General features: G+C 31.2%; 14 protein-coding genes and 1 pseudogene. 5 read left to right on the forward strand and 10 right to left on the reverse strand.

Annotated features, from left to right (window positions below):
* Positions 1 to 774: deoxyribodipyrimidine photo-lyase (locus tag ABY285_RS10165; protein ID WP_372769684.1), on the forward strand; the 774-nt coding region annotated here is incomplete at its 5' end.
* 178 nt (positions 775 to 952) lie between these two features.
* Here ABY285_RS10165 and ABY285_RS10170 read toward each other — a convergent pair.
* Genes ABY285_RS10170 through ABY285_RS10180 form a run of 3 tightly spaced genes read right to left on the reverse strand, consistent with a single transcriptional unit; the run spans position 953 to position 3,550 of the window.
* On the reverse strand, positions 953 to 1,573 hold the full coding sequence (locus ABY285_RS10170; RefSeq protein WP_372769686.1) for a flavin reductase family protein: 621 nt from the start codon (positions 1,571 to 1,573) through the stop codon (positions 953 to 955).
* Positions 1,573 to 2,886, reverse strand: a complete 1,314-nt coding sequence (locus tag ABY285_RS10175; RefSeq protein ID WP_372769688.1) for an ABC1 kinase family protein — start codon at positions 2,884 to 2,886, stop codon at positions 1,573 to 1,575. Before ABY285_RS10175 ends, ABY285_RS10170 begins: the two co-directional genes overlap by 1 nt.
* A 7-nt stretch (positions 2,887 to 2,893) precedes the next feature.
* The gene (locus ABY285_RS10180; protein WP_372769690.1) at positions 2,894 to 3,550 is read right to left on the reverse strand and encodes a TetR/AcrR family transcriptional regulator; all 657 of its coding nucleotides are present in this window, start codon (positions 3,548 to 3,550) and stop codon (positions 2,894 to 2,896) included.
* A 204-nt stretch (positions 3,551 to 3,754) separates the two neighbouring features.
* Here ABY285_RS10180 and ABY285_RS10185 point away from each other — a divergent pair.
* The 4 genes and pseudogenes from ABY285_RS10185 to ABY285_RS10200 all read left to right on the forward strand — a co-directional run.
* Positions 3,755 to 4,090: pseudogene (locus ABY285_RS10185) on the forward strand (6-carboxytetrahydropterin synthase); the annotation flags it as partial.
* A gap of 479 nt (positions 4,091 to 4,569) precedes the next feature.
* Entirely contained in the window at positions 4,570 to 8,100 is a 3,531-nt protein-coding gene (gene nifJ / locus ABY285_RS10190) for a pyruvate:ferredoxin (flavodoxin) oxidoreductase (protein ID WP_372769692.1), read from the forward strand.
* A gap of 161 nt (positions 8,101 to 8,261) precedes the next feature.
* The gene (locus tag ABY285_RS10195) at positions 8,262 to 8,636 is read left to right on the forward strand and encodes a HEPN domain-containing protein (RefSeq protein WP_372769694.1); all 375 of its coding nucleotides are present in this window, start codon (positions 8,262 to 8,264) and stop codon (positions 8,634 to 8,636) included.
* Between the two features lie 68 nt (positions 8,637 to 8,704).
* A complete protein-coding gene (locus tag ABY285_RS10200; RefSeq protein WP_372769696.1) occupies positions 8,705 to 9,886 on the forward strand; it encodes a GlmU family protein in 1,182 nt (393 codons plus the stop codon).
* Positions 9,887 to 9,945: 59 nt separating this feature from the next.
* On the opposite strand, the gene ABY285_RS10205 is transcribed toward ABY285_RS10200, so the two are convergent.
* From ABY285_RS10205 to ABY285_RS10235, 7 genes are all read right to left on the reverse strand, one after another.
* Positions 9,946 to 10,806 (reverse strand): SDR family NAD(P)-dependent oxidoreductase, encoded by an 861-nt coding sequence (locus ABY285_RS10205; protein ID WP_372769698.1) that lies wholly within the window; start codon positions 10,804 to 10,806, stop codon positions 9,946 to 9,948.
* Positions 10,796 to 11,791, reverse strand: coding sequence for an NAD-dependent epimerase/dehydratase family protein (locus tag ABY285_RS10210; protein ID WP_372769700.1), 996 nt, complete (start codon positions 11,789 to 11,791; stop codon positions 10,796 to 10,798). The genes ABY285_RS10205 and ABY285_RS10210 overlap by 11 nt, the downstream gene beginning before the upstream one ends.
* Positions 11,792 to 11,796: 5 nt before the next feature.
* The gene (locus ABY285_RS10215) at positions 11,797 to 12,453 is read right to left on the reverse strand and encodes a CPBP family intramembrane glutamic endopeptidase (RefSeq protein WP_372769702.1); all 657 of its coding nucleotides are present in this window, start codon (positions 12,451 to 12,453) and stop codon (positions 11,797 to 11,799) included.
* Positions 12,454 to 12,884: 431 nt separating this feature from the next.
* On the reverse strand, positions 12,885 to 15,140 hold the full coding sequence (locus ABY285_RS10220) for a M1 family metallopeptidase (RefSeq protein WP_372769704.1): 2,256 nt from the start codon (positions 15,138 to 15,140) through the stop codon (positions 12,885 to 12,887).
* Between the two features lie 70 nt (positions 15,141 to 15,210).
* A complete protein-coding gene (locus ABY285_RS10225; RefSeq protein WP_372769706.1) occupies positions 15,211 to 17,478 on the reverse strand; it encodes a M1 family metallopeptidase in 2,268 nt (755 codons plus the stop codon).
* 65 nt (positions 17,479 to 17,543) lie between these two features.
* Positions 17,544 to 18,041: a DUF6702 family protein gene (locus tag ABY285_RS10230; RefSeq protein ID WP_372769707.1), complete on the reverse strand. Its 498-nt coding sequence runs from the start codon at positions 18,039 to 18,041 to the stop codon at positions 17,544 to 17,546.
* A 70-nt stretch (positions 18,042 to 18,111) separates the two neighbouring features.
* Complete coding sequence (locus ABY285_RS10235) at positions 18,112 to 18,852, reverse strand: hypothetical protein (protein WP_372769708.1); 741 nt, start codon at positions 18,850 to 18,852, stop codon at positions 18,112 to 18,114.
* Between the last annotated feature and the right edge of the window lie 342 nt (positions 18,853 to 19,194).

Raw genomic sequence — 19,194 nt, forward strand, 5'->3', positions numbered from 1 at the left:
TACAAATCAGAAAATTATCAGGATAATTTCTTCAAATCGGGTTTTATATTTCCATCTTTAGAATCAATTGGTTTTATAGAAAGTGACAATAAAGTATTGCCATTTAATTTAAAATGCATAAAAAAATACCAAGATATTAGAGATTTTCCTACTCAAGAAACTTCTAACGCTTCTGTGTATTTGCGTTTTGGGACAATAAGTGTGCGTAAAATGGTTGATTACGCAAGCAAAACAAATGAAATTTACTTAAGCGAATTAATTTGGCGTGAATTTTTTATGCAAATTCTTTTTCATTATCCAAAAGTGGTAAATGAAAATTTTAAATCGAAATACAATTTTATTCCCTGGAGAAATAACGAAGATGAGTTTAAGAAGTGGTGTGAAGGAAAAACGGGTTATCCGATAGTTGATGCAGGAATGCGCCAATTAAATAAAACCGGTTATATGCACAATCGTGTCAGAATGATTACGGCAAGTTTTTTATGCAAACATTTATTAATAGACTGGCGTTGGGGAGAAGCTTATTTCGCTGAAAAATTACTCGATTATGAATTATCATCAAATAATGGAAATTGGCAATGGGTAGCTGGTACAGGTTGTGATTCTGCACCATATTTCAGAGTTTTTAATCCGGAAACACAACAGCAAAGATTTGACCCAAATTTTGAGTACATAAAAAAATGGAATCCTAATTATAAAGAAATTCCAGAGCTTGTTGAGCATAAATTTGCGCGTTTACGGTATTTAGATACTGTAAAATTGGCTTTATTATAATTTTTATTTAACCAATTTTGAAATCATACCGTTAAATACAAACCTATGAAAAGATGTTACAACCACCAATACAATCTTCCTGAGGGAATTTGAGGTCTAAATGTAGCCCTAATACCAGCTTGAAAGGTTGTTAATACATAATTATAGGGTTTTTAAGATGGTTTAATTTTCATGTATTCTAAAATATTTTTGGGCGTTGGTAATCTAAACGTTCCTTAAAAGTAGGAATCGAATAGCCATCTAAACCATTAATTGCAGCTATATTTCCGTCCGCTAAATTAATAAATCCATCTTTTTGTAAAAGATTATCTTTTATGTATAAGCCTTGTATTTCTCCAATAATGAGTTTTGTGTTATTTGCCTTAATTTCATATTCTTCAACATATTTCATAGCTAGTTGAATTGGACAATCTTTTACAAATGGCGCATAAAAATTATCTTTATAATCGGTTTCTAAATTTGTAACTTCAAATTCTGAAATACTTCGTTCGTATTTAGCGGATGTATGATGAGCATCTTTTAAAATACTTTCGTGAATATGGTTTATAGTATAATAACCAGTTTCAAAAATATTTTCATAAGTATTTCTAGGAACTGATGTTGGTCTAAGAATAAAGCCTAATAATGGAGGCGCTGATCCTAGATGTGTTACCGAACTAAAAATAGCAACATTTGTTTTTTTATCGGTTGATTTTGTTGCGATTAAGTTGGCTGATTTATACCCTGCGCAACTATTAATAAGGTTAATTTTATATAAATGTTCTAATTGATTAATTTCTTGAAGGTTGAAATAAGTCATTATAAATTTTTAAAATTATTTATTTTAACTTCCTTCGCTTTTAAATCAAACATTAAATTATAGAGACCAAAAAAGGTTCTATTAATATAAATAAAGTGTTTAGAACCTCGGTTGCCATTCATTTTTTTAAGCTCAGTATTTTTAGCGTATTTTTCTCCAAGGGCTGCAATTTGTTTAAAGAAATCGCCATCTGAAAAATCAAATATTTCTTCATGAAAAGGTTGCGTAAATAAACTTAACATATCGTGAAACATAGAAGAGAAAAAAGCTAATTCTTCCTGTGAATCATCTTCTCTTAGGATTTCTAATTCAAATAATTTTTGTTTGAAGGTAGCAGGGTTATTAATGTTTTCCTTTTTAGCCAATTCAAAATATGGAATGTAAAATTCATCTGGAATTGTTTTCATACAACCAAAATCTAAAGCTATTAAATCTGCATCTTTTGAAATTAAAAAATTACCAGGATGTGGGTCTGCATGTACTTTTTTTAGCGTATGAATTTGATACATGTAAAAATCCCATAAAGCTTGCCCAAGTTTATTAGATTTTTCTTCATCAGTGTTGTGAGCCGTAAACTCAGATAAATGTTCGCCATCCATCCAATCCATTGTAATAATTCTTTCAGAAGAAAATTCTTCATAATAATTAGGAAATAGAAGGTTTGGGATATGAGAACAAGCCGCTGAAATTTCTTTGCTTTGTTTAATTTCTATTAAATAGTTAGTTTCTTCTATTAATTTTTCTTCAACTTCCTTAAAATATTTATCAGAATCTTTCCCTTTAATATTAAACATGCTAATAGCAATTGGTTTAACCAAAGCCAAATCACTGGAAATACTATTTGCAATTCCTGGATACTGAATTTTAACAGCAAAAGTTTTGTTGTCTTTCTTTGCTTTATGAACTTGACCAATGCTTGCTGCATTTATAGAATTTGCATTAAAATCATCAAATATATCTTGTGGCACTTTCCCAAAGTACTTTTTAAATGTTTTTATTACTAGTGGCGCAGATAATGGCGGTACTGAAAATTGCGCTAAAGAAAATTTTTCAACATAAGCTTGTGGTAATATGCTTTTTTCCATGCTTAGCATTTGAGCAACTTTTAAGGCACTACCTTTTAATTTTTTTAGCCCATCATAAATATCTTCAGCATTGTTTTTATTTAGACGCTCTTTTGCATTAACTTCGGTAGTAATTAATTTATCACCATAATATTTTAAATAATTAACCCCTACTTTTGCCCCAGTTTGAACTAATTTTGAAGCTCTGTGTATTTTTGAAACAGGTATTGTATCTATAGTTTTTAGCATTGTCTAATTAGTTTATGTTCATTTTTTCTTTGTATAAAAATTTACCAAAATCTATCATACTTTTTAATGGAGTTGTGTCAATTAAATCAAAACTGGTATTAATGGACTTTTCAATAAAAATATCTGTTTTCTCAAAAGAAGCAGAACTGTCATTTAACCAAAATTTCAGCGTCATTAAAAATTGTATCCAAGCAGTTTCTTTAATACTTTTACGTTGAATTTGTGTAATATTTTTTTGTTTAAAATCAATAGTTTCTATTTCTAACGTATCTATATACTTAGTGAAATTCTTTTTAAAATCGGAAAGTACCGTTAATTTTTTTAATTGTTCTGTATGATTTCCTAAGAGGATAAGTATAAAACTTCTGTTGGCTGAAAGATTTTCAAAAAACGTAAAATAAAAGCTTAATAATTTATTTCGAGCATCAAATTGTTCATACTCTTTACTTTTAGCTAAGGTGTTTTGTGTGGTTTCAAAAAAAGTATTAAAAATAGCTTTTTCAATAGCTTCAAACGAACCAAAATGTTTATAAAATATCGATTCATCAAAATTATTTTTTTTAGCAAAAGCATACACAGATACTGGTTTTGAACCGTTTTCTAGCATATAGCTCATGTAATTTGATGTTATTTCAGAAGGTGTTATTGTTTTACTTTTGGCCATAATAAATATTGTTATAATGTTTAACTAAATATAATACAAATTAAACATAAATACTTCATATAATTAAAATAGTTCTATGTTAAAATTTTATCATACAATAGATAAAATAGATTATATATTTAAATTACATGTTTTAGTTTGTTTATTTATACAATATAATAATTAAACAAAAGTAATTTTAAAACAGTTGAAACTAAAAAGGAACAGTTTAATTCGGCACATCGTTTGTATAATCCAATATGGTCTGAAGAGAAAAATAAAAATATTTTTGACAAGTGTAACAATCCAAATTATAATGGGCATGATTATGAACTTGAAGTTACTGTTATGATGTTTATGAATATAGAAACGGGATATGTAATAGATGCTAAATATTTGTGGGACTTAATTAAGAAAAATGTTTTAGAAAAATTTGAGCCTGTGTTTAACTACATCGAAAAGCGGATTCCAGATTTTAAGGATGTTGTAACTCCGGAAATAGTGGAATATAAATTTGCTCGAGGACGTTATTTAAATGCAATAAAAAGCAGTTTCTATTAATAATAATGCAATTGCTTTTTTTAGCTTTAATCTTATGCTTTTCCTCCTTTTTTGAATGCTTAAATTTTATTTTACAGATAAATAATCCTCAATATTTACTTAATAATCGATTTTGATATTCATTTTTTTTCATTTCCTTATAATTGAGCCTTAATTTAATTAATAATTTAAAAACTCCATTACATTAACTCCGTTTAGGAAGGATTATTCCGTTTTAATAATGTTGTAATTACGGCATACATCAATTTGTGATGCTGTTAAATATTTTAACGCAATAGTAACCAGTTACTTACAAATGTTATGCGGATTAATTCTAAATAATTTTATCCCCAAGTTAGCTGACATATATCATTATAAATAATACTTTATTACCTTAATTTTACAACTTAAAATTGAATAGTTAATTATATTATTTATAAAATAAGGGAATTCAAAAAAAACTTTATTTTGTAAATTCTTCAGAGTAAATATAACCTAAGATGAAACAAGAAAGTCAAAAACTAATTTGTGATGCCAATGAGGCTGTAGCGATCATTGCGCACAAAACAAACGAAGTATGTGCAATTTACCCAATTACGCCATCATCACCAATGGGAGAGCATGCGGAAGTGTACAGTTCAAATGGTCAAACAAATATTTGGAATAACATTCCTAGAATTGTTGAAATGCAAAGTGAAGGTGGTGCTGCAGGAGCAGTTCATGGATCACTTCAAGGAGGAGCCTTAACAACAACATTTACAGCATCACAAGGATTGTTGTTAATGATACCAAATATGTATAAAATTGCTGGTGAATTATTACCAAATGTTATCCATGTAGCTGCAAGAACTGTTGCAACACATGCCTTGTCTATTTTTGGAGATCACTCAGATGTAATGGCAACACGTGCAACAGGATTCTCCATGTTATTTGCAGGTTCAGTTCAGGAAGCACACGATTTTGCTTTAATATCACAAGTCGCTACATTAAAAAGTAAAGTGCCATTTTTAAATATTTTTGATGGGTTTAGAACATCTCATGAAATTTCTAAAATTGATGGAATTCCAGATGATGTTATAAAAGCAATGATGCCGGAAGATGAAGTGATGAATCATAAAAAGCATTCCTTAGATCCTGATAATCCTGTAATTAGAGGTACAGCACAAAACCCTGATGTTTTCTTTCAGGCACGTGAAGCGGCCAATACGTACTACCAAAATGTCCCTGGAATTGTTCAAAAAACAATGGATGAATTTTATAAACATACTGGTAGAAGGTACAGTTTGTTCTATTATATTGGTCACCCAGAGGCTGAAAAAGTTATTATTGTTATGGGCTCAGGCGATGGTGCAATTCGGGAAACTATTGACACTTTGGTTGAACAAGGTGAAAAAGTTGGCGCTTTAATCGTTCGTTTATATCGTCCGTTTTCAGTATATGATTTTATTGAGCAATTGCCTAAATCAACTAAAAAAATTGCTGTTTTAGACAGAACGAAAGAACCAGGAAGTATAGGAGAACCTTTATATTTAGACGTAGTAACTGCATTTGTAGAAATGGGTGACTATATGCCTACAATTGTAGGAGGACGTTACGGACTTTCTTCAAAAGAATTTACGCCAGCAATGGTTAAAGGAATCTATGATGAGTTAGATAAAAATTCACCAAAAAACCATTTCACTATAGGTATTAATGACGATGTAACCAATACAAGTTTATCTTACAATTCAGATTTTAAAACTAAAAAAGACACATTCAATTGTATGTTTTATGGTTTAGGATCAGATGGTACAGTTGGCGCAAATAAAAATTCTATTAAAATTATTGGTGAAACTACCGATAATTATGTGCAAGGATATTTTGTTTACGATTCTAAAAAGGCCGGCGCTCAAACAGTTTCACATTTACGTTTTGGCCCAAATCCAATTTATTCAACCTATTTAATAAACAAAGCAAATTTTATTGCCTGTCATGAAACCAGCTTTATTTACAAATATGATGTGCTGGAAAATATTAAAGAAGGTGGAACCTTTTTGTTAAACACACCACATTCAAAATATAAAATTTGGACAGAATTGCCAAGCACAATGCAACGTAGAATTATTGATAATGATATTGATTTTTACGTAATTGACGCCACGAAAGTTGCTCAGGAGGCAGACCTTGGTAAACGTACAAATACCATATTACAAACTTGTTTCTTTGCCATATCGGGTGTGCTTCCTAAAGATGAAGCAATTAAAAAGATTAAAAACGCCATTGTAAAATCGTATTCTCATAAAGGAGAGGGCGTTGTGCAAATGAACTTTAACGCAGTTGATAAATCGTTAGAAAATTTGCAAAAAGTTGAATATCCTCGTCATACTACAAATAATGATGGTTTAAAACCAATGATGACCGAAAATGCTGATGATTTTGTAAAAGAAATTTTAGGAACTATTTTAGCGGGTAGGGGAGATTCTTTGCCGGTTAGCGCATTTTCTGTTGATGGAACGTTTCCAACAGGAACCACACAATATGAAAAACGGGGAATTGCTGATTTTGTACCGGTTTGGGATGATGCAGAACTTTGTACTCAGTGTAATAAATGTGTAGCTATTTGTCCGCACGCTGCAATTAGAGCGAAAGTTGTTTCAAATGAACTGTTAATAAATGGGCCTGAATCACTAAAAAGCGTTCCAGCAAAAGGAAGACCCTTTAATAGTGAAAAAGAAAGTTATATATTACAAGTTTCACCACTGGATTGTACTGGTTGTGATTTATGTGTAGCTGTTTGTCCGGCTGAAAGTAAAGAAGTGCCAAACACTTTTGCAATTAACTTAACCGAAATGCGTAAAGTGGAAGAAGTGGAAACTGTAAATTGGAATTACTTTATTGATTTACCTGATTATGACAGAAAGGAATTGGTTACTTCAACAGTTAAAGGTTCACAATTTTTAGAACCGTTATTTGAATTCTCCGGCGCTTGTTCCGGTTGTGGTGAAACACCATATATTAAGTTAATTACACAATTATATGGTGACAGTATATTGATTGCAAATGCAACTGGTTGTTCTTCAATATACGGAGGTAATTTACCTACAACACCATACAAAACAAATAAAGACGGACGTGGTCCAGCTTGGGCCAACTCTTTGTTTGAAGACAATGCTGAGTTTGGTTTAGGAATGCAACTGGCATTAACCAAAAAACAAGAAATAGCAGTTGATTTATTAAAATCTTTAGAAAGTAAAATAGGCAGTACCATAGTAAATGAGATACTTAATAATGCGGAAGGTAATGAAACTTTAAAAGAGCAAAAAATTAATCAAATTGATGAACTAAATGAAATTTTAGATACCATTGATACTTATGAAGCCAAAAAACTAAGAAACCTTTCAGAATACTTGCGTAAAAAAGCAGTTTGGATATTTGGTGGTGATGGTTGGGCTTATGATATTGGATATGGCGGTTTAGATCATGTATTCTCATCAGGAGAAAACATCAATATTTTAGTAATGGATACTGAAGTTTATTCAAATACGGGTGGACAAGCATCTAAGGCAACACCAATGGGAGCAAGCGCCAAGTTCGCAATTTCAGGAAAAACAACTTCTAAGAAAAGTTTAGCATTACAGGCAGTTTCTTATGGAAATGTTTATGTTGCCCAAATTGCAATTGGTGCAAAAGATAACCAAACGCTGAAAGCAATTGAAGAAGCAGCAGCTTATCCGGGACCATCATTAATTATTGCCTATTCTCATTGTGGTGAGCACGGTTATGACTTGAAAGATGGTACTAAACATCAAGAGAAAGCAGTAGAAACTGGTTACTGGCCATTATTTAGATTTAATCCTTTGGCAGAAAAAGGAAAAAAATTCAGATTAGATTCTAAAGCGCCTTCTGCACCTTTAAGTGAATTTATGTATACAGAAACTAGATTTACCAGAGTTGTAAAAGAAAATGCTGAATTTGGGAAAGTACTATTAGATAAAGCCCAGGAACAAGTAGATGTTCAATGGGAAAGATTAGAACTTTTTAAAAATTTATAATTTAAATTAATATTAGAGTGTCAGGTATGTCATACCTGACACTTTTTTTATATCTTTATTATTATTATTATAAATGATTAATTTTTATAAAAATAAGGAAGTTATAAGGATCAATAATTTTTTATTTTCTTTAGTGTTACTTAAATAAAAAATATAAAACAATGAAATCAAGATCAGAAGCTTTTTTTAAAGAAGCATCAAAAAAATTAAAATCGGCAAAAGAGGAATTATTTAAACCCGCCGAAGATATTGTTAGTTATTCAGTATGTAAAAACGCTCAGTTTGCTATTGAAAACTTTCTTAAAGGGTATTTAACCAAAAACAATATCGAATTGCAGCAAAACGAAACTATCGCTTCTATGTACGATAAATGTGTAAGCATTGACAAAAATTTCGCATCTATTGATTTAAGTGCAATCGGATGTAAAGATCATGCCATTGATTCGCGTTATTGCTCGGAAATTAATTCGGTAAGCGCATGTTTTGATACAGCAGACAATATTGACACGTATTTAAGAAAAAACAAAATCGTTTAAAACCGGGCGCTTTATTACGTTTGAGAAAGCAAAAAACTTACTGTACATTTGTATAAAATAATTATGAAATGAATTATATTTTATTTGATGGTACAGTTCGTAAATCACTATTGCCATTAACCTACACCAAACCTGTTGCCGAATTACGAATAGGAATACTTACCATTCGTGAAAAATGGGAAATATATTTGGGTTTTACTACAACCACACTTACTGAAGACTATTTGGAAGAGAAATATCCAATGGTTGAAATGGAGCAGAATGTCATGATAAATGCTTCTTTTTTACCAACACTTTCCTTAACGGAAAAAATAATGGCGTTAAGGGAAAACCAGGCCATTTTTAAGGGGGAAGAAGTCATTGCATTTTTTACTACCGATTCACAAGAAACGGTGAATTTTGACAACTATGAGCAAATTGAATTTGATTCAGAAGTGACTCAAATTAAAAATTCTTGGGATTTATTTTCATTAAATGATATCGCATTAAAAGCTGATTTTTATTTAATTACGGAAGGAAGAAAATCGCAACCAATTCCTGAAGGTGTTCGTTTTATAAATAAGGATAATATTTTTATAGAAGAAGGCGCGGAAATTTTATTTTCAGTTTTAAATGCAAGTAAAGGACCTATTTATATTGGTAAAGATGCATTGGTAATGGAAGGAAGTTTAATTAGGGGGCCTTTTGCCATGGGAGAAAATTCTGTAGTTAAAATGGGTGCTAAAATTTATGGAGCCACTACTATTGGTCCGTTTTGCACTGTTGGCGGTGAAGTAAATAATTCTATTTTGTCCGGTTATTCAAATAAAGGCCACGACGGCTTTTTAGGCAATTCTGTATTGGGTGAATGGTGTAATATTGGTGCTGACTCAAACACTTCAAACTTAAAAAATAATTATAGCGAAGTTCGTTTATGGAACTTTGAAACTGAAAATTTCGCAAAAACCGGATTGCAATTTTGCGGTTTAATTATGGGTGACCATTCTAAATGTGCTATTAACACGATGTTTAATACAGGAACAGTTGTGGGCGTAAGTGCAAATATTTACGGAAGCAATTTTCCGAGAAATTTTATTCCTTCTTTTAGCTGGGGTGGAGCCGCAGGTTTTTCAACGTATCAACTTAATAAAGTTAATGAAACTGCAAAATTGGTGATGAAAAGGCGAGGAGTGGATTTTGATGAAAAAGAAAAACGCATTTTAGAGTACGTTTTTGCTATAACTGAAAAGTATAGAAATTCTTTTGATTAAATAAAAAAGCCCGTTTTAAAATGGGCTTTTTTATGGATAGAAAAATAATAAATTATCCTTTAATTTATTATTTCTTGAATTTCATTAGAAAGCACTTCTGTTTTTTTTAGTTTGATTACAGGTTTAGTATGGTGTATTTCCTTTTTAAATTCTTTTAAAAGTAATTGTTGTAACAAATCTTCAGGTATAATTTTTTCTAAAAAAAGCAGAAATCGATTTATCCTTTTTGGGATAATAATTTTTTTATTTTGAAACATTTTAGTGATGGTATAATTGGCAAGTTCACTTGGAGAAATTTTTGTAAGATTGCCAAAAATGCCATGTGATTTGATTCTGTTAAAAGTACCTTTGTTTGTTTCAACGCCATTGGGACAAACAACGCTTACTGAAATTGAGGTTTCTTTTAACTCATCATTTATAGATGTAGAGAAAGAAACTACAAATGCTTTTGAAGCCGCATATACGCTTTTATAAGGAATAGCATAATAGGCTGACAAACTGCCAATATTTAGAATATAGGAAGAGGGAGATTTTTTTAAATCAGGAATAAACAGTCTTGTCATTAAAACCAATGCTCTTATATTAAGTTGAATTCGATCATTGCTATAATCCAAAGTAGAGTTTTCAAAAATGGTTGTGCCTGCCATTCCGGCATTATTCACTAAAATATTTATGAGGTATCCTTCTTGTTTACACCATTTATAAACATTTTCAGGACCATCAGTTTTGGTTAAATCTGTTTCAAAAAAGTCTGATTTAACTTCAAATTTTTGAGCAATTTCTTGTGAAGTTTTATATAGATCTTCATCTGGCAATGCAACTAATAAAATATTCATTTTTCGAGATGCACACTCCATGGCTATTGCCTTTCCAATACCTTTTGAACCGCCAGTAATTAAAGTATAATTTTCATTTTTCATAATCATTTTTTTTATTAAACCATTGTAATGTTTGTATAGCCCCCGTTTCAAAAGGAGTAATTGAATAACCTAATTCGTTAATGGCTTTTTGAGATGAAACTTCCCAGCTATAACTAAATTTTTTAATTAATGAAGGGGTCATAGCTGGAGGAATATTAAAAATTTTTGAAAATAAAAGCATAATTTCAGCCATTAGGGAAATTAAAACGAATGGAATTTTTAACATAAAATATTTTTTTCCAGTGATTTTTCTCAAAATTGAAAACAACTCAATGTAATTTAAATCTGTACCTCCTAATAAATACTTTTCACCATTTTTGCCAAATTCCATTGCTAAAATATGTCCATTAACTACATCATCAATAAAAACATAATTACCAATGCTTGTGCCATCTCCTGGTATAAAGCGCCATTTTCCATCTGTATAAGCTTGCATCATTATGGTAACACTATTACTTTTCGACAATAATCCCGGACCATAAACACGGGTTGGATTAACGATAGTGATCTCCATATTATTTTTTGAATATGACTTTATTAATTCTTCAGCCTTGGCTTTTGATTTTTCATATTCTAAAAAATAATCAATTTTACGCTCAGAATTTTCATCCACTTTTTCAGTTATAGATGGACCGAAAATTCCTGCAGTTGAAGTGAAAATCACTTTTTTAATCCCTAATTTCAAAGCTGCATCCAATACGTTTTTTGTGCCGTTGACATTTAGTTCATATACAGTATTTTCATTCTTTGACCAAATTTTGGTAAATGCAGCAACATGATATACATATTTACATCCTTCCATTGCTTTTTCTAAGGAATTAATATCCATAATATCACCATTGAAAAGTTTAATATTTGGATGTTTCAGCATTTTTTTCTTTTCTTCGGAACGATACAATGCATGAATAGTTTGCCCTGATTCTGCTAGCCTATTAACTAAATGAACTCCAATAAATCCGGTTGATCCTGTAATAAAAACGCTCATTATAATTAACTTTTTTTTCGAACTAGATGAATATCTGGATGTATGGTTAAAGTAAGCCATTCATTAGACAATGCCATGGTAATATGTATGAGTAATGCTGCAAATATATTTCCTGATTGTAATGTGAGCAAGCATAAAACAAACCCTAAAGGAATTGCGCCAATGGCTTCTTTCCTTCCTTTTGGAACATGTATAAGTGAATAAATTACAACATTAATAATTATGGCTGGCCATGTTCCAAAAGCATAAAAACAAGTATATAAAAAAAAGCCTCTAAACAAGAATTCATAAGCACATAAATAGGCAATCCAGCCCAATGCGCTAAAAATTAATAACTGTACATCCCATTCCTTTTTTCTAATTTGCGGGTATAATTTTAAGTTGTCTGATGTTGCTTTATTAATATAATTTATAATTATAGTTAGTAGGCATAAAAGTAAAATCCAGCCAATATTTGTATAAATATTTTTGAAGTTTAGACCAAATTCAATAATTTTAATATTTTTATTAAATACGATTATTAAAAAAGGAATAATTCCATAAATAAAAATTGCAAATAGGCGATTGAATGTTGTTTGGAATACAGAATAATTTTCGATGCCAAATTTTCCAATAAAATATTTTTTAATTTTTAATGAAGTAGAAATAAAATGAAAAATCATGAAACTTAATATTACATATAGAAATGCAAGGATGAATTTTTGGTATTCAAAATGTAAAAAAAAATTATCCATAAGTTAAGAATCATATATATTTTCGATAGAAACACAACATTAAAGATAAATATTTTTTTTAATTTTTCAATACTTAACAACAAATTTAGGAGAAGGGTTAATTTTATAATTATAAATGCAAGTTTACATTGTTGGATTTAGTGTGATAAGCATCAGTTTATTTTTGGAATTTTAATGATGAATATTAGTTGCTTATAATTACTGTTGTAGAGTAAGTAATTAAGTGTCATTGATTTTTTTAAGGATAAATTTTTTAAAAAATAAGGTATTTCAGTATATTCATAAGAGAATATATCAAAATACCTTGATGTTATTAATAATTAAATTTGGTTATGTATTTTAAACAGGCATAATTTTCATTATCCTTTAATTTGTTCTTTCTTGAATTTTTCAAACTTCGTTTCCGCGTTTTTGGGCCAACTGTTGTTGGTTAAATTCACATCAGCGGTTTCTTCATCTGGGTCAACTGTAATTTTAACAATAGCTTTGCTTGAAGGAAATACTTTAGTCACTTCAGTATCATTTAATCTCCAAATTTCGGCAGGATATTGTTTGCGTTCTTTAGTGCCGTCTTCATATTCAAATTCAACAATAATTGGCATCACCAAATCTCCTGGTTTTTCAAAAACCAATTCGTAAAAATACTTTGGTGCTTTTAATTCGGCTTTTTCTTCTGAAGAAAAATTTTGATTGATATAATCGCTCAACAAACTGTAATCTTCTGGTTTTTTCGATTTTAAATCTTCGTTAAATTCCGGACTGTCTTCTGAAATTAAATACAGAGAAGGAGGTAGCTGATCCAATGTAATTCCATACCGTTTTGCCATATTTCCAACACGTTCGGTAGGTTTGTCTGTAACGTAATATTTTTTCACTTCTTTGATGCCTATATCATTGGCGCCGGTTGTGTAAAACCACCCTCTCCAGAACCAGTCTAAATCCATAGCAGAAGCATCTTCCATCGTCCTAAAGAAATCAGCAGGTGTCGGATGTTTAAATTTCCAGCGTTGTGCATAGGTTTTAAAAGCATAATCAAATAACGCTGGTCCCATAATGGTATGTCGTAGGATCCAAAGTCCAGCAGCTGGCTTTGCATAAGCGTTGTTACTAAAATCATATAAATCTTCCCCTTCAGCCATAATTGGTGATAATTGAGACTGATCACCTTTCATATATGGAATAATATATTTTGGCAAACCTCTGCTTAAAGGGTAATGATCTTCATAATCCATTTGAGCGAGCATTTGCACAAAAGAATTTAGACCTTCATCCATCCAAGTCCAAAGACGTTCATCAGAATTTATAATCATCGGAAAAAAGTTATGTCCAACTTCATGTATTGTTGTTCCAAGCATTCTATATTTAGTGCGATCATCGTAAGTACCATCCGAATTTGGTCTTCCTGGGTTGAAACAAATTTGAGGATATTCCATGCCCATTTGTCCATCAACAGAGATTGCTTTATGATAAGGATAGTCAAAAGTGTGTTTTGAATAGGTTTTTAAAGTTTGGGCAACCGCTCTAGTAGAATGATCACCATATAATGGATTCGCTTCTTTTGAATAATAAGAATAGGCCATAACAGTTCTTCCATTAATACCAACTGCCATTGCATCCCAAATAAATTTTCTCGAAGTTGCAAAAGCATAATCTCTTACATTTTCAGCATAGAATTTCCAGGTTTTGGTTTCCTTAGATTTTGTTTTTTCTATTTCTGTAGCTTCTTCTTGAGTTACAATAATAACAGGATTATCGAAAGATTTTCTGGCTTCTGCCAATCTTTTTTGTTGGGTTTTTGTAAGTACTTCATTTTCATTTTTAAGCACTCCGGTTGCGCCTAACATATGATCTTTTGGGGTTGTAATATTCACTTCATAATTACCAAATTCTAAAGCGAATTCACTTCTGCCAAAAAACTGCTTATTTTGCCATCCATCCACATTGTCATAAACACATAATCTCGGAAAAAATTGAGCAATAACGTAGCTGTTATTTCCATCTTCAGGAAAATGTTCAAAACCTGACCTTCCGCCTTGTTCAATATGGTTATTAATATGGTACCACCATTTTATTTTAAATGAGAAAGTTTCGCCGCTTGCCAAAGGTTTTTTCAAATTCAAACGCATCATTGTTTGATTGATAAAGTATGAAGCATCACTGCCATCTATATTTTTTACATACTCAATTTTAAAACCCCCATCAAATGGTTTAATATATGTTTCAGAAAATTTTGAAGGGCTGTACATGGTAGCAGCACCACTCGATTGAATATCCGGAGTTTTGGAGTTTGTTGCACGCATATTTTGATCTAGTTGCAGCCATAAATACGCTAAATTGTCTTTTGAGTTATTGTGATAGGTAATGGTTTCTTCACCATAAATACGTTGATTTTCATCGTCCAAAACAATATCCATTTTATAATCAACCTGTTGCTGGGTATATTCATGTCCTGGAGCACCTGAAGCGGTATGCTGATTATTTGGAGTTGGAAGTTCTTCATTTAATTGTTTGAATTTACTGTTATTATAATGTGCTTTCTGGCTATTTATATTTTGGGCTGTAACAGGAAGAATCACTGTCAGGAAAAGGAACGAAAGAAGTAATAATTTTTTCATGTATTTAACAGGTATTTAATGGATAACAACTAATGGGTAAAAAAATCCACTCAAGCGAGTGGCTTTTTTTTTATGCTTTGATTTTATTTTTTTTGAATTGTTCAAATTTATTTTCTATTTTTTTAGGCCAGCTGTTGTTGCTTAAATTGATATCGGCAGTTTGCTCATCGGGATCAATAGTTATTTTTTTGATTGCTTTGTTAGAAGGAAAAACTTTAGTGACTTCAGCATCATTTTTTCTCCAAATTTCGGCCGGATACTGTTTGCGTTCTTTAGTGCCGTCATCATATTCAAATTCTACAATTATTGGCATCACCAAATCTCCCGGTTTTTCAAAAACCAATTCGTAAAAATATTTAGGTGCTTTTAATTCGGCTTTTTCTTCCGAAGAAAAATTTTCATTGATATAATCGTTCAACAAATCGTAATCTTCCGGTTTTTTTGATTTTAAATCATTTTTAAATTCCGAACTGTCTTCAGAAATCAAATACAGCGCAGGAGGAAATTTATCAACTGTAGTTCCATACCGTTTTGCCATATTTTTAATGCGTTCGGTTGGTTTGTCTGTCACATAATATTTTTTCACTTCTTTTATGCCAATATCATTGGCGCCGGTTGTGTAAAACCAGCCTCTCCAAAACCAGTCTAAATCCACCGCGGAAGCATCTTCCATCGTTCTGAAAAAATCTGCAGGCGTTGGGTGTTTAAATTTCCAGCGTTCAGCATAAGTTTTAAAAGCATGGTCGAATAATTCATGTCCCATAACAGTTTCTCTCAATATAAATAAACCTGCTGCAGGCTTTCCATAGGCGTTTGATCCAAAGTTTGTTAAATCTTCACCTTGAGACATTATTGGTTCTAAGCCGCTTTGGTCACCAGACATATATCTCACGATACTTTTAGGCTGGTCGGTTAAAGGGAATAGTAAAGGGTCATATTTGTATTCTGCATAAATTTCCACGAAAGAATTTATTCCTTCATCCATCCAAGTCCAAGTACGCTCATCAGAATTCACTATCATAGGGAAAAAATTATGTCCAACTTCGTGCGTGATTACGCCAATCATTCCCGATTTTGTTCTCTCGGTATAGGTTCCGTCTTCATTAGGTCGGCCGTAATTCCAGCAAATCATTGGATATTCCATTCCCTGACGTTGTGCATTGATGGAGGTTGCTTGTGGATAAGGATAATCAAAAGTAAATTCTGAATATACTTTTAAGGTATTTGCAACGGCCCTAGTTGAATGCTCTTCCCAAAGAGGATTTCCTTCATTTGGATATAATGAGTAGGCCATTACCGTTTTTCCATTAAGGTTCACGGCCATAGCATCCCATATTAATTTTCTTGATGAAGCAAAAGCAAAATCTCTTACGTTTTCAGCATAAAAATGCCAGTTTTTTGTTTCTTCGGATCTTCCTTTTTCAGCGGCCAACGCTTCTTCGGGAGTTACTATAAAAACCGGATTGTCAAATGAATTTTTTGAATCTTCATATCTTTTATATTGAGCTGAAGTAAAAACATCTTTCGGATTTTGAATAACACCTGTCGCATTTAAAATATGATCTTTAGGAGTGGTTATGGTAACATCATAATTTCCAAATTCTAAAGCAAATTCACTGCGTCCTAAAAACTGTAAATTTTGCCATCCTTCTACATTATTATACACAGCCAAACGTGGAAAAAATTGAGCAATCACATATAAATTATTTCCGTCAGGAAAAGGTTCATAACCTGAACGTCCGCCATCAGCCAGATAATCGTTGATGTTGTACCACCATTTTATGTTAAAAATATAATTTTCTCCGGAAGTCAATGGTTTTGGCAAATTGATGCGCATCATGGTTTTGTTAATCATGTAACTTACCTCGTTTCCGTTAACATCTTTTATAAATTCAATGTTAAATCCTCCTTGGAAAGGTTTTCCCATAAAGGTTTTGGCGAATTTTGCCGGAGCATACATAACATCGGGTCCGCCACCATTAATTTGAGGAGTTAAGGAATTTGGAGCGCGTATGTTTTGGTCCAACTGCACCCATAAGTATTCTAAGTTATCTTTAGAATTGTTGTGATAAGTAATCGTTTCTTCCCCAAATATTTTTTGATTTTCATCATCCAAAACAATATTCATTTTATAATCAACTTGCTGTTGTGTGTATTCATGACCTACTGCGCCAGAAGCTCTGTGCGCATTGTTTGGCGTAGGCAATTCTTCATGCAATTGCTTAAATTTACTGGTATTGTAATGTGCTTTTTGAGGCGTTGTTTTTTGCTCAACTTCTTGAGCGAAAAATGATGTTGAGAAAATAGCCAATAGGGTTGCGACTAATAATTTTTTCATTTTACATGATTGGTTTTGATAGATGGTACTAATTAATTATTTTTAACAGGATTGTAAAATTATCATTAAAATTTTAAAAAACCGTCATCACTTGCTTTGGTAAGATAAAAAGTTTTGTTGAAATTTTTCACTTTTATTTTAACAATATTTTTCTGGTCGGGAAAGTTTTTAAATAAAATATTATTGGTCACTTCAATAGATTTAAGTTCTTTAATCTCATTTATTTCTAAATAAAATCTTACAATTTCTCCATCATATTCTTTGCCAATATATTTATATCCCAAATTTTTGCCATTCACAGCTATTGATAAATGTTCATTTAGGTATTTTTTATAATAAACATCAACATTTTCAATTTCTGTTTTACTCGCCAAATTTAATTGTTTTCCGATGTTTTCATTAAGTGTAAATTCAAGATCTTCCAGAGTGACGCCCAAAGTAATTTGAAGCGATTGTTGTTCTTTAACGTATTCAATTTCGCATAAACTAACATAATATTTGTGCAAGGTGAACGAGAGCAAAGGAAGTGCTGCAAAAATTATTATAATTTTTTTTAATTGCATAAGAGGTTTAAATAAGAGCTAATAAACAAAAAGTATTCCAAAAATGAGTGATCTTTGTTACATAAAAAATTTAATTTTTAATGGCGTTATATGCCTCACTTTCTTCCCGCAAAATTTGAATCACTTGCAATAAATTGTTATTGTAATATTCTGTAATAATATTTCTAAATTCACAGTACGCTAAAAAGTTGTCTATTTTTTCTTCGGGAATTTTCAGCTTGTCAGTAAAATAAGCAAGACCAAATTGTTTCCTGATTTTTATAGGGAATTGTTTTTTCCGGGAAATTTCCCGTTTTAATCTTTGTTCTGCTTCATAACGCGGATCAGGAATTGGAATACTTCCACCACTCATTGCAAAAGGGTTTACGTTTGGAGCTTTTAAAAATACGTGAGTATCCGGTGGCAACGCCTTTTTTAAATCGCCAGGTTTAAGAATAAATGTATGTTTTCTCAACGTGTCTTTTGGGGCCTTATTGATGTCATAATTTAAATTTCCCGTTAAACCTTCTATATAAATTTCATCCAATTCATTTACATATGGAATTAATTCAACCAAAATTCTTTTATATTTAATGAAGTTTTCGGTCATTTTAATTTTTTTTATTTCGTATTCAATCGATGAAAACAGCAACGTATCATTTAATGAAACAATCAGTTCAAATTCGCCACTATCATTGCTCACGGCCCCTGTTTTGGAATTAAGATTAACGATATGCACATGACCAACTGAATTGTTGAAACTGATTATTTTTCCTGAAATAAGTGCGTATTTCTCTTGTGAAAAACAGTTCGTACAAAAAAAAACGAACATTAATAAGCAATTTAATTCTCTTTTCATTACATCAAAGTTCGTTAAAGAAAATTTATAAAAATTGAGGGTAATAATAAACTTTTGTTAAGATTGAAAATTAAGTACATTTGGTAAAACTTTGTTGAAATGAAACGAGCTTTACAAATTTCGATACATAAAGGAATGATTAATGGCGAACAGCATCTGTTCCCGCTAAAAAATAAAATTTAAACAGATGAAACGAGCTTTACAAATTTCGATACATAAAGGAATGATTAATGGCGAACAGCATCTGTTCCCGCTAAAAAATAAAATTTAAACAGATGAAACGAGCTTTACAAATTTCGATACATAAAGGAATGA

The sequence above is a fragment of the Lutibacter sp. genome, from assembly GCF_041555395.1.
In the GTDB taxonomy this organism is placed as follows: Bacteria; Bacteroidota; Bacteroidia; order Flavobacteriales; family Flavobacteriaceae; genus Lutibacter.

Excerpts from the sequence above, each read along its gene's own strand:
- ABY285_RS10225 (WP_372769706.1), bottom strand. The coding sequence starts at position 17,478 with ATGAAAAAATTATTAGTCGCAACCCTATTGGCTATTTTCTCAACATCA.
- ABY285_RS10220 (WP_372769704.1), bottom strand. The coding sequence starts at position 15,140 with ATGAAAAAATTATTACTTCTTTCGTTCCTTTTCCTGACAGTGATTCTT.
- ABY285_RS10195 (WP_372769694.1), top strand. The coding sequence starts at position 8,262 with ATGAAATCAAGATCAGAAGCTTTTTTTAAAGAAGCATCAAAAAAATTA.
- ABY285_RS10200 (WP_372769696.1), top strand. The coding sequence starts at position 8,705 with ATGAATTATATTTTATTTGATGGTACAGTTCGTAAATCACTATTGCCA.
- ABY285_RS10205 (WP_372769698.1), bottom strand. The coding sequence starts at position 10,806 with ATGAAAAATGAAAATTATACTTTAATTACTGGCGGTTCAAAAGGTATT.
- ABY285_RS10235 (WP_372769708.1), bottom strand. The coding sequence starts at position 18,852 with ATGTTCGTTTTTTTTTGTACGAACTGTTTTTCACAAGAGAAATACGCA.
- ABY285_RS10180 (WP_372769690.1), bottom strand. The coding sequence starts at position 3,550 with ATGGCCAAAAGTAAAACAATAACACCTTCTGAAATAACATCAAATTAC.
- ABY285_RS10230 (WP_372769707.1), bottom strand. The coding sequence starts at position 18,041 with ATGCAATTAAAAAAAATTATAATAATTTTTGCAGCACTTCCTTTGCTC.
- ABY285_RS10215 (WP_372769702.1), bottom strand. The coding sequence starts at position 12,453 with ATGATTTTTCATTTTATTTCTACTTCATTAAAAATTAAAAAATATTTT.
- ABY285_RS10210 (WP_372769700.1), bottom strand. The coding sequence starts at position 11,791 with ATGAGCGTTTTTATTACAGGATCAACCGGATTTATTGGAGTTCATTTA.
- nifJ (WP_372769692.1), top strand. The coding sequence starts at position 4,570 with ATGAAACAAGAAAGTCAAAAACTAATTTGTGATGCCAATGAGGCTGTA.
- ABY285_RS10170 (WP_372769686.1), bottom strand. The coding sequence starts at position 1,573 with ATGACTTATTTCAACCTTCAAGAAATTAATCAATTAGAACATTTATAT.
- ABY285_RS10175 (WP_372769688.1), bottom strand. The coding sequence starts at position 2,886 with ATGCTAAAAACTATAGATACAATACCTGTTTCAAAAATACACAGAGCT.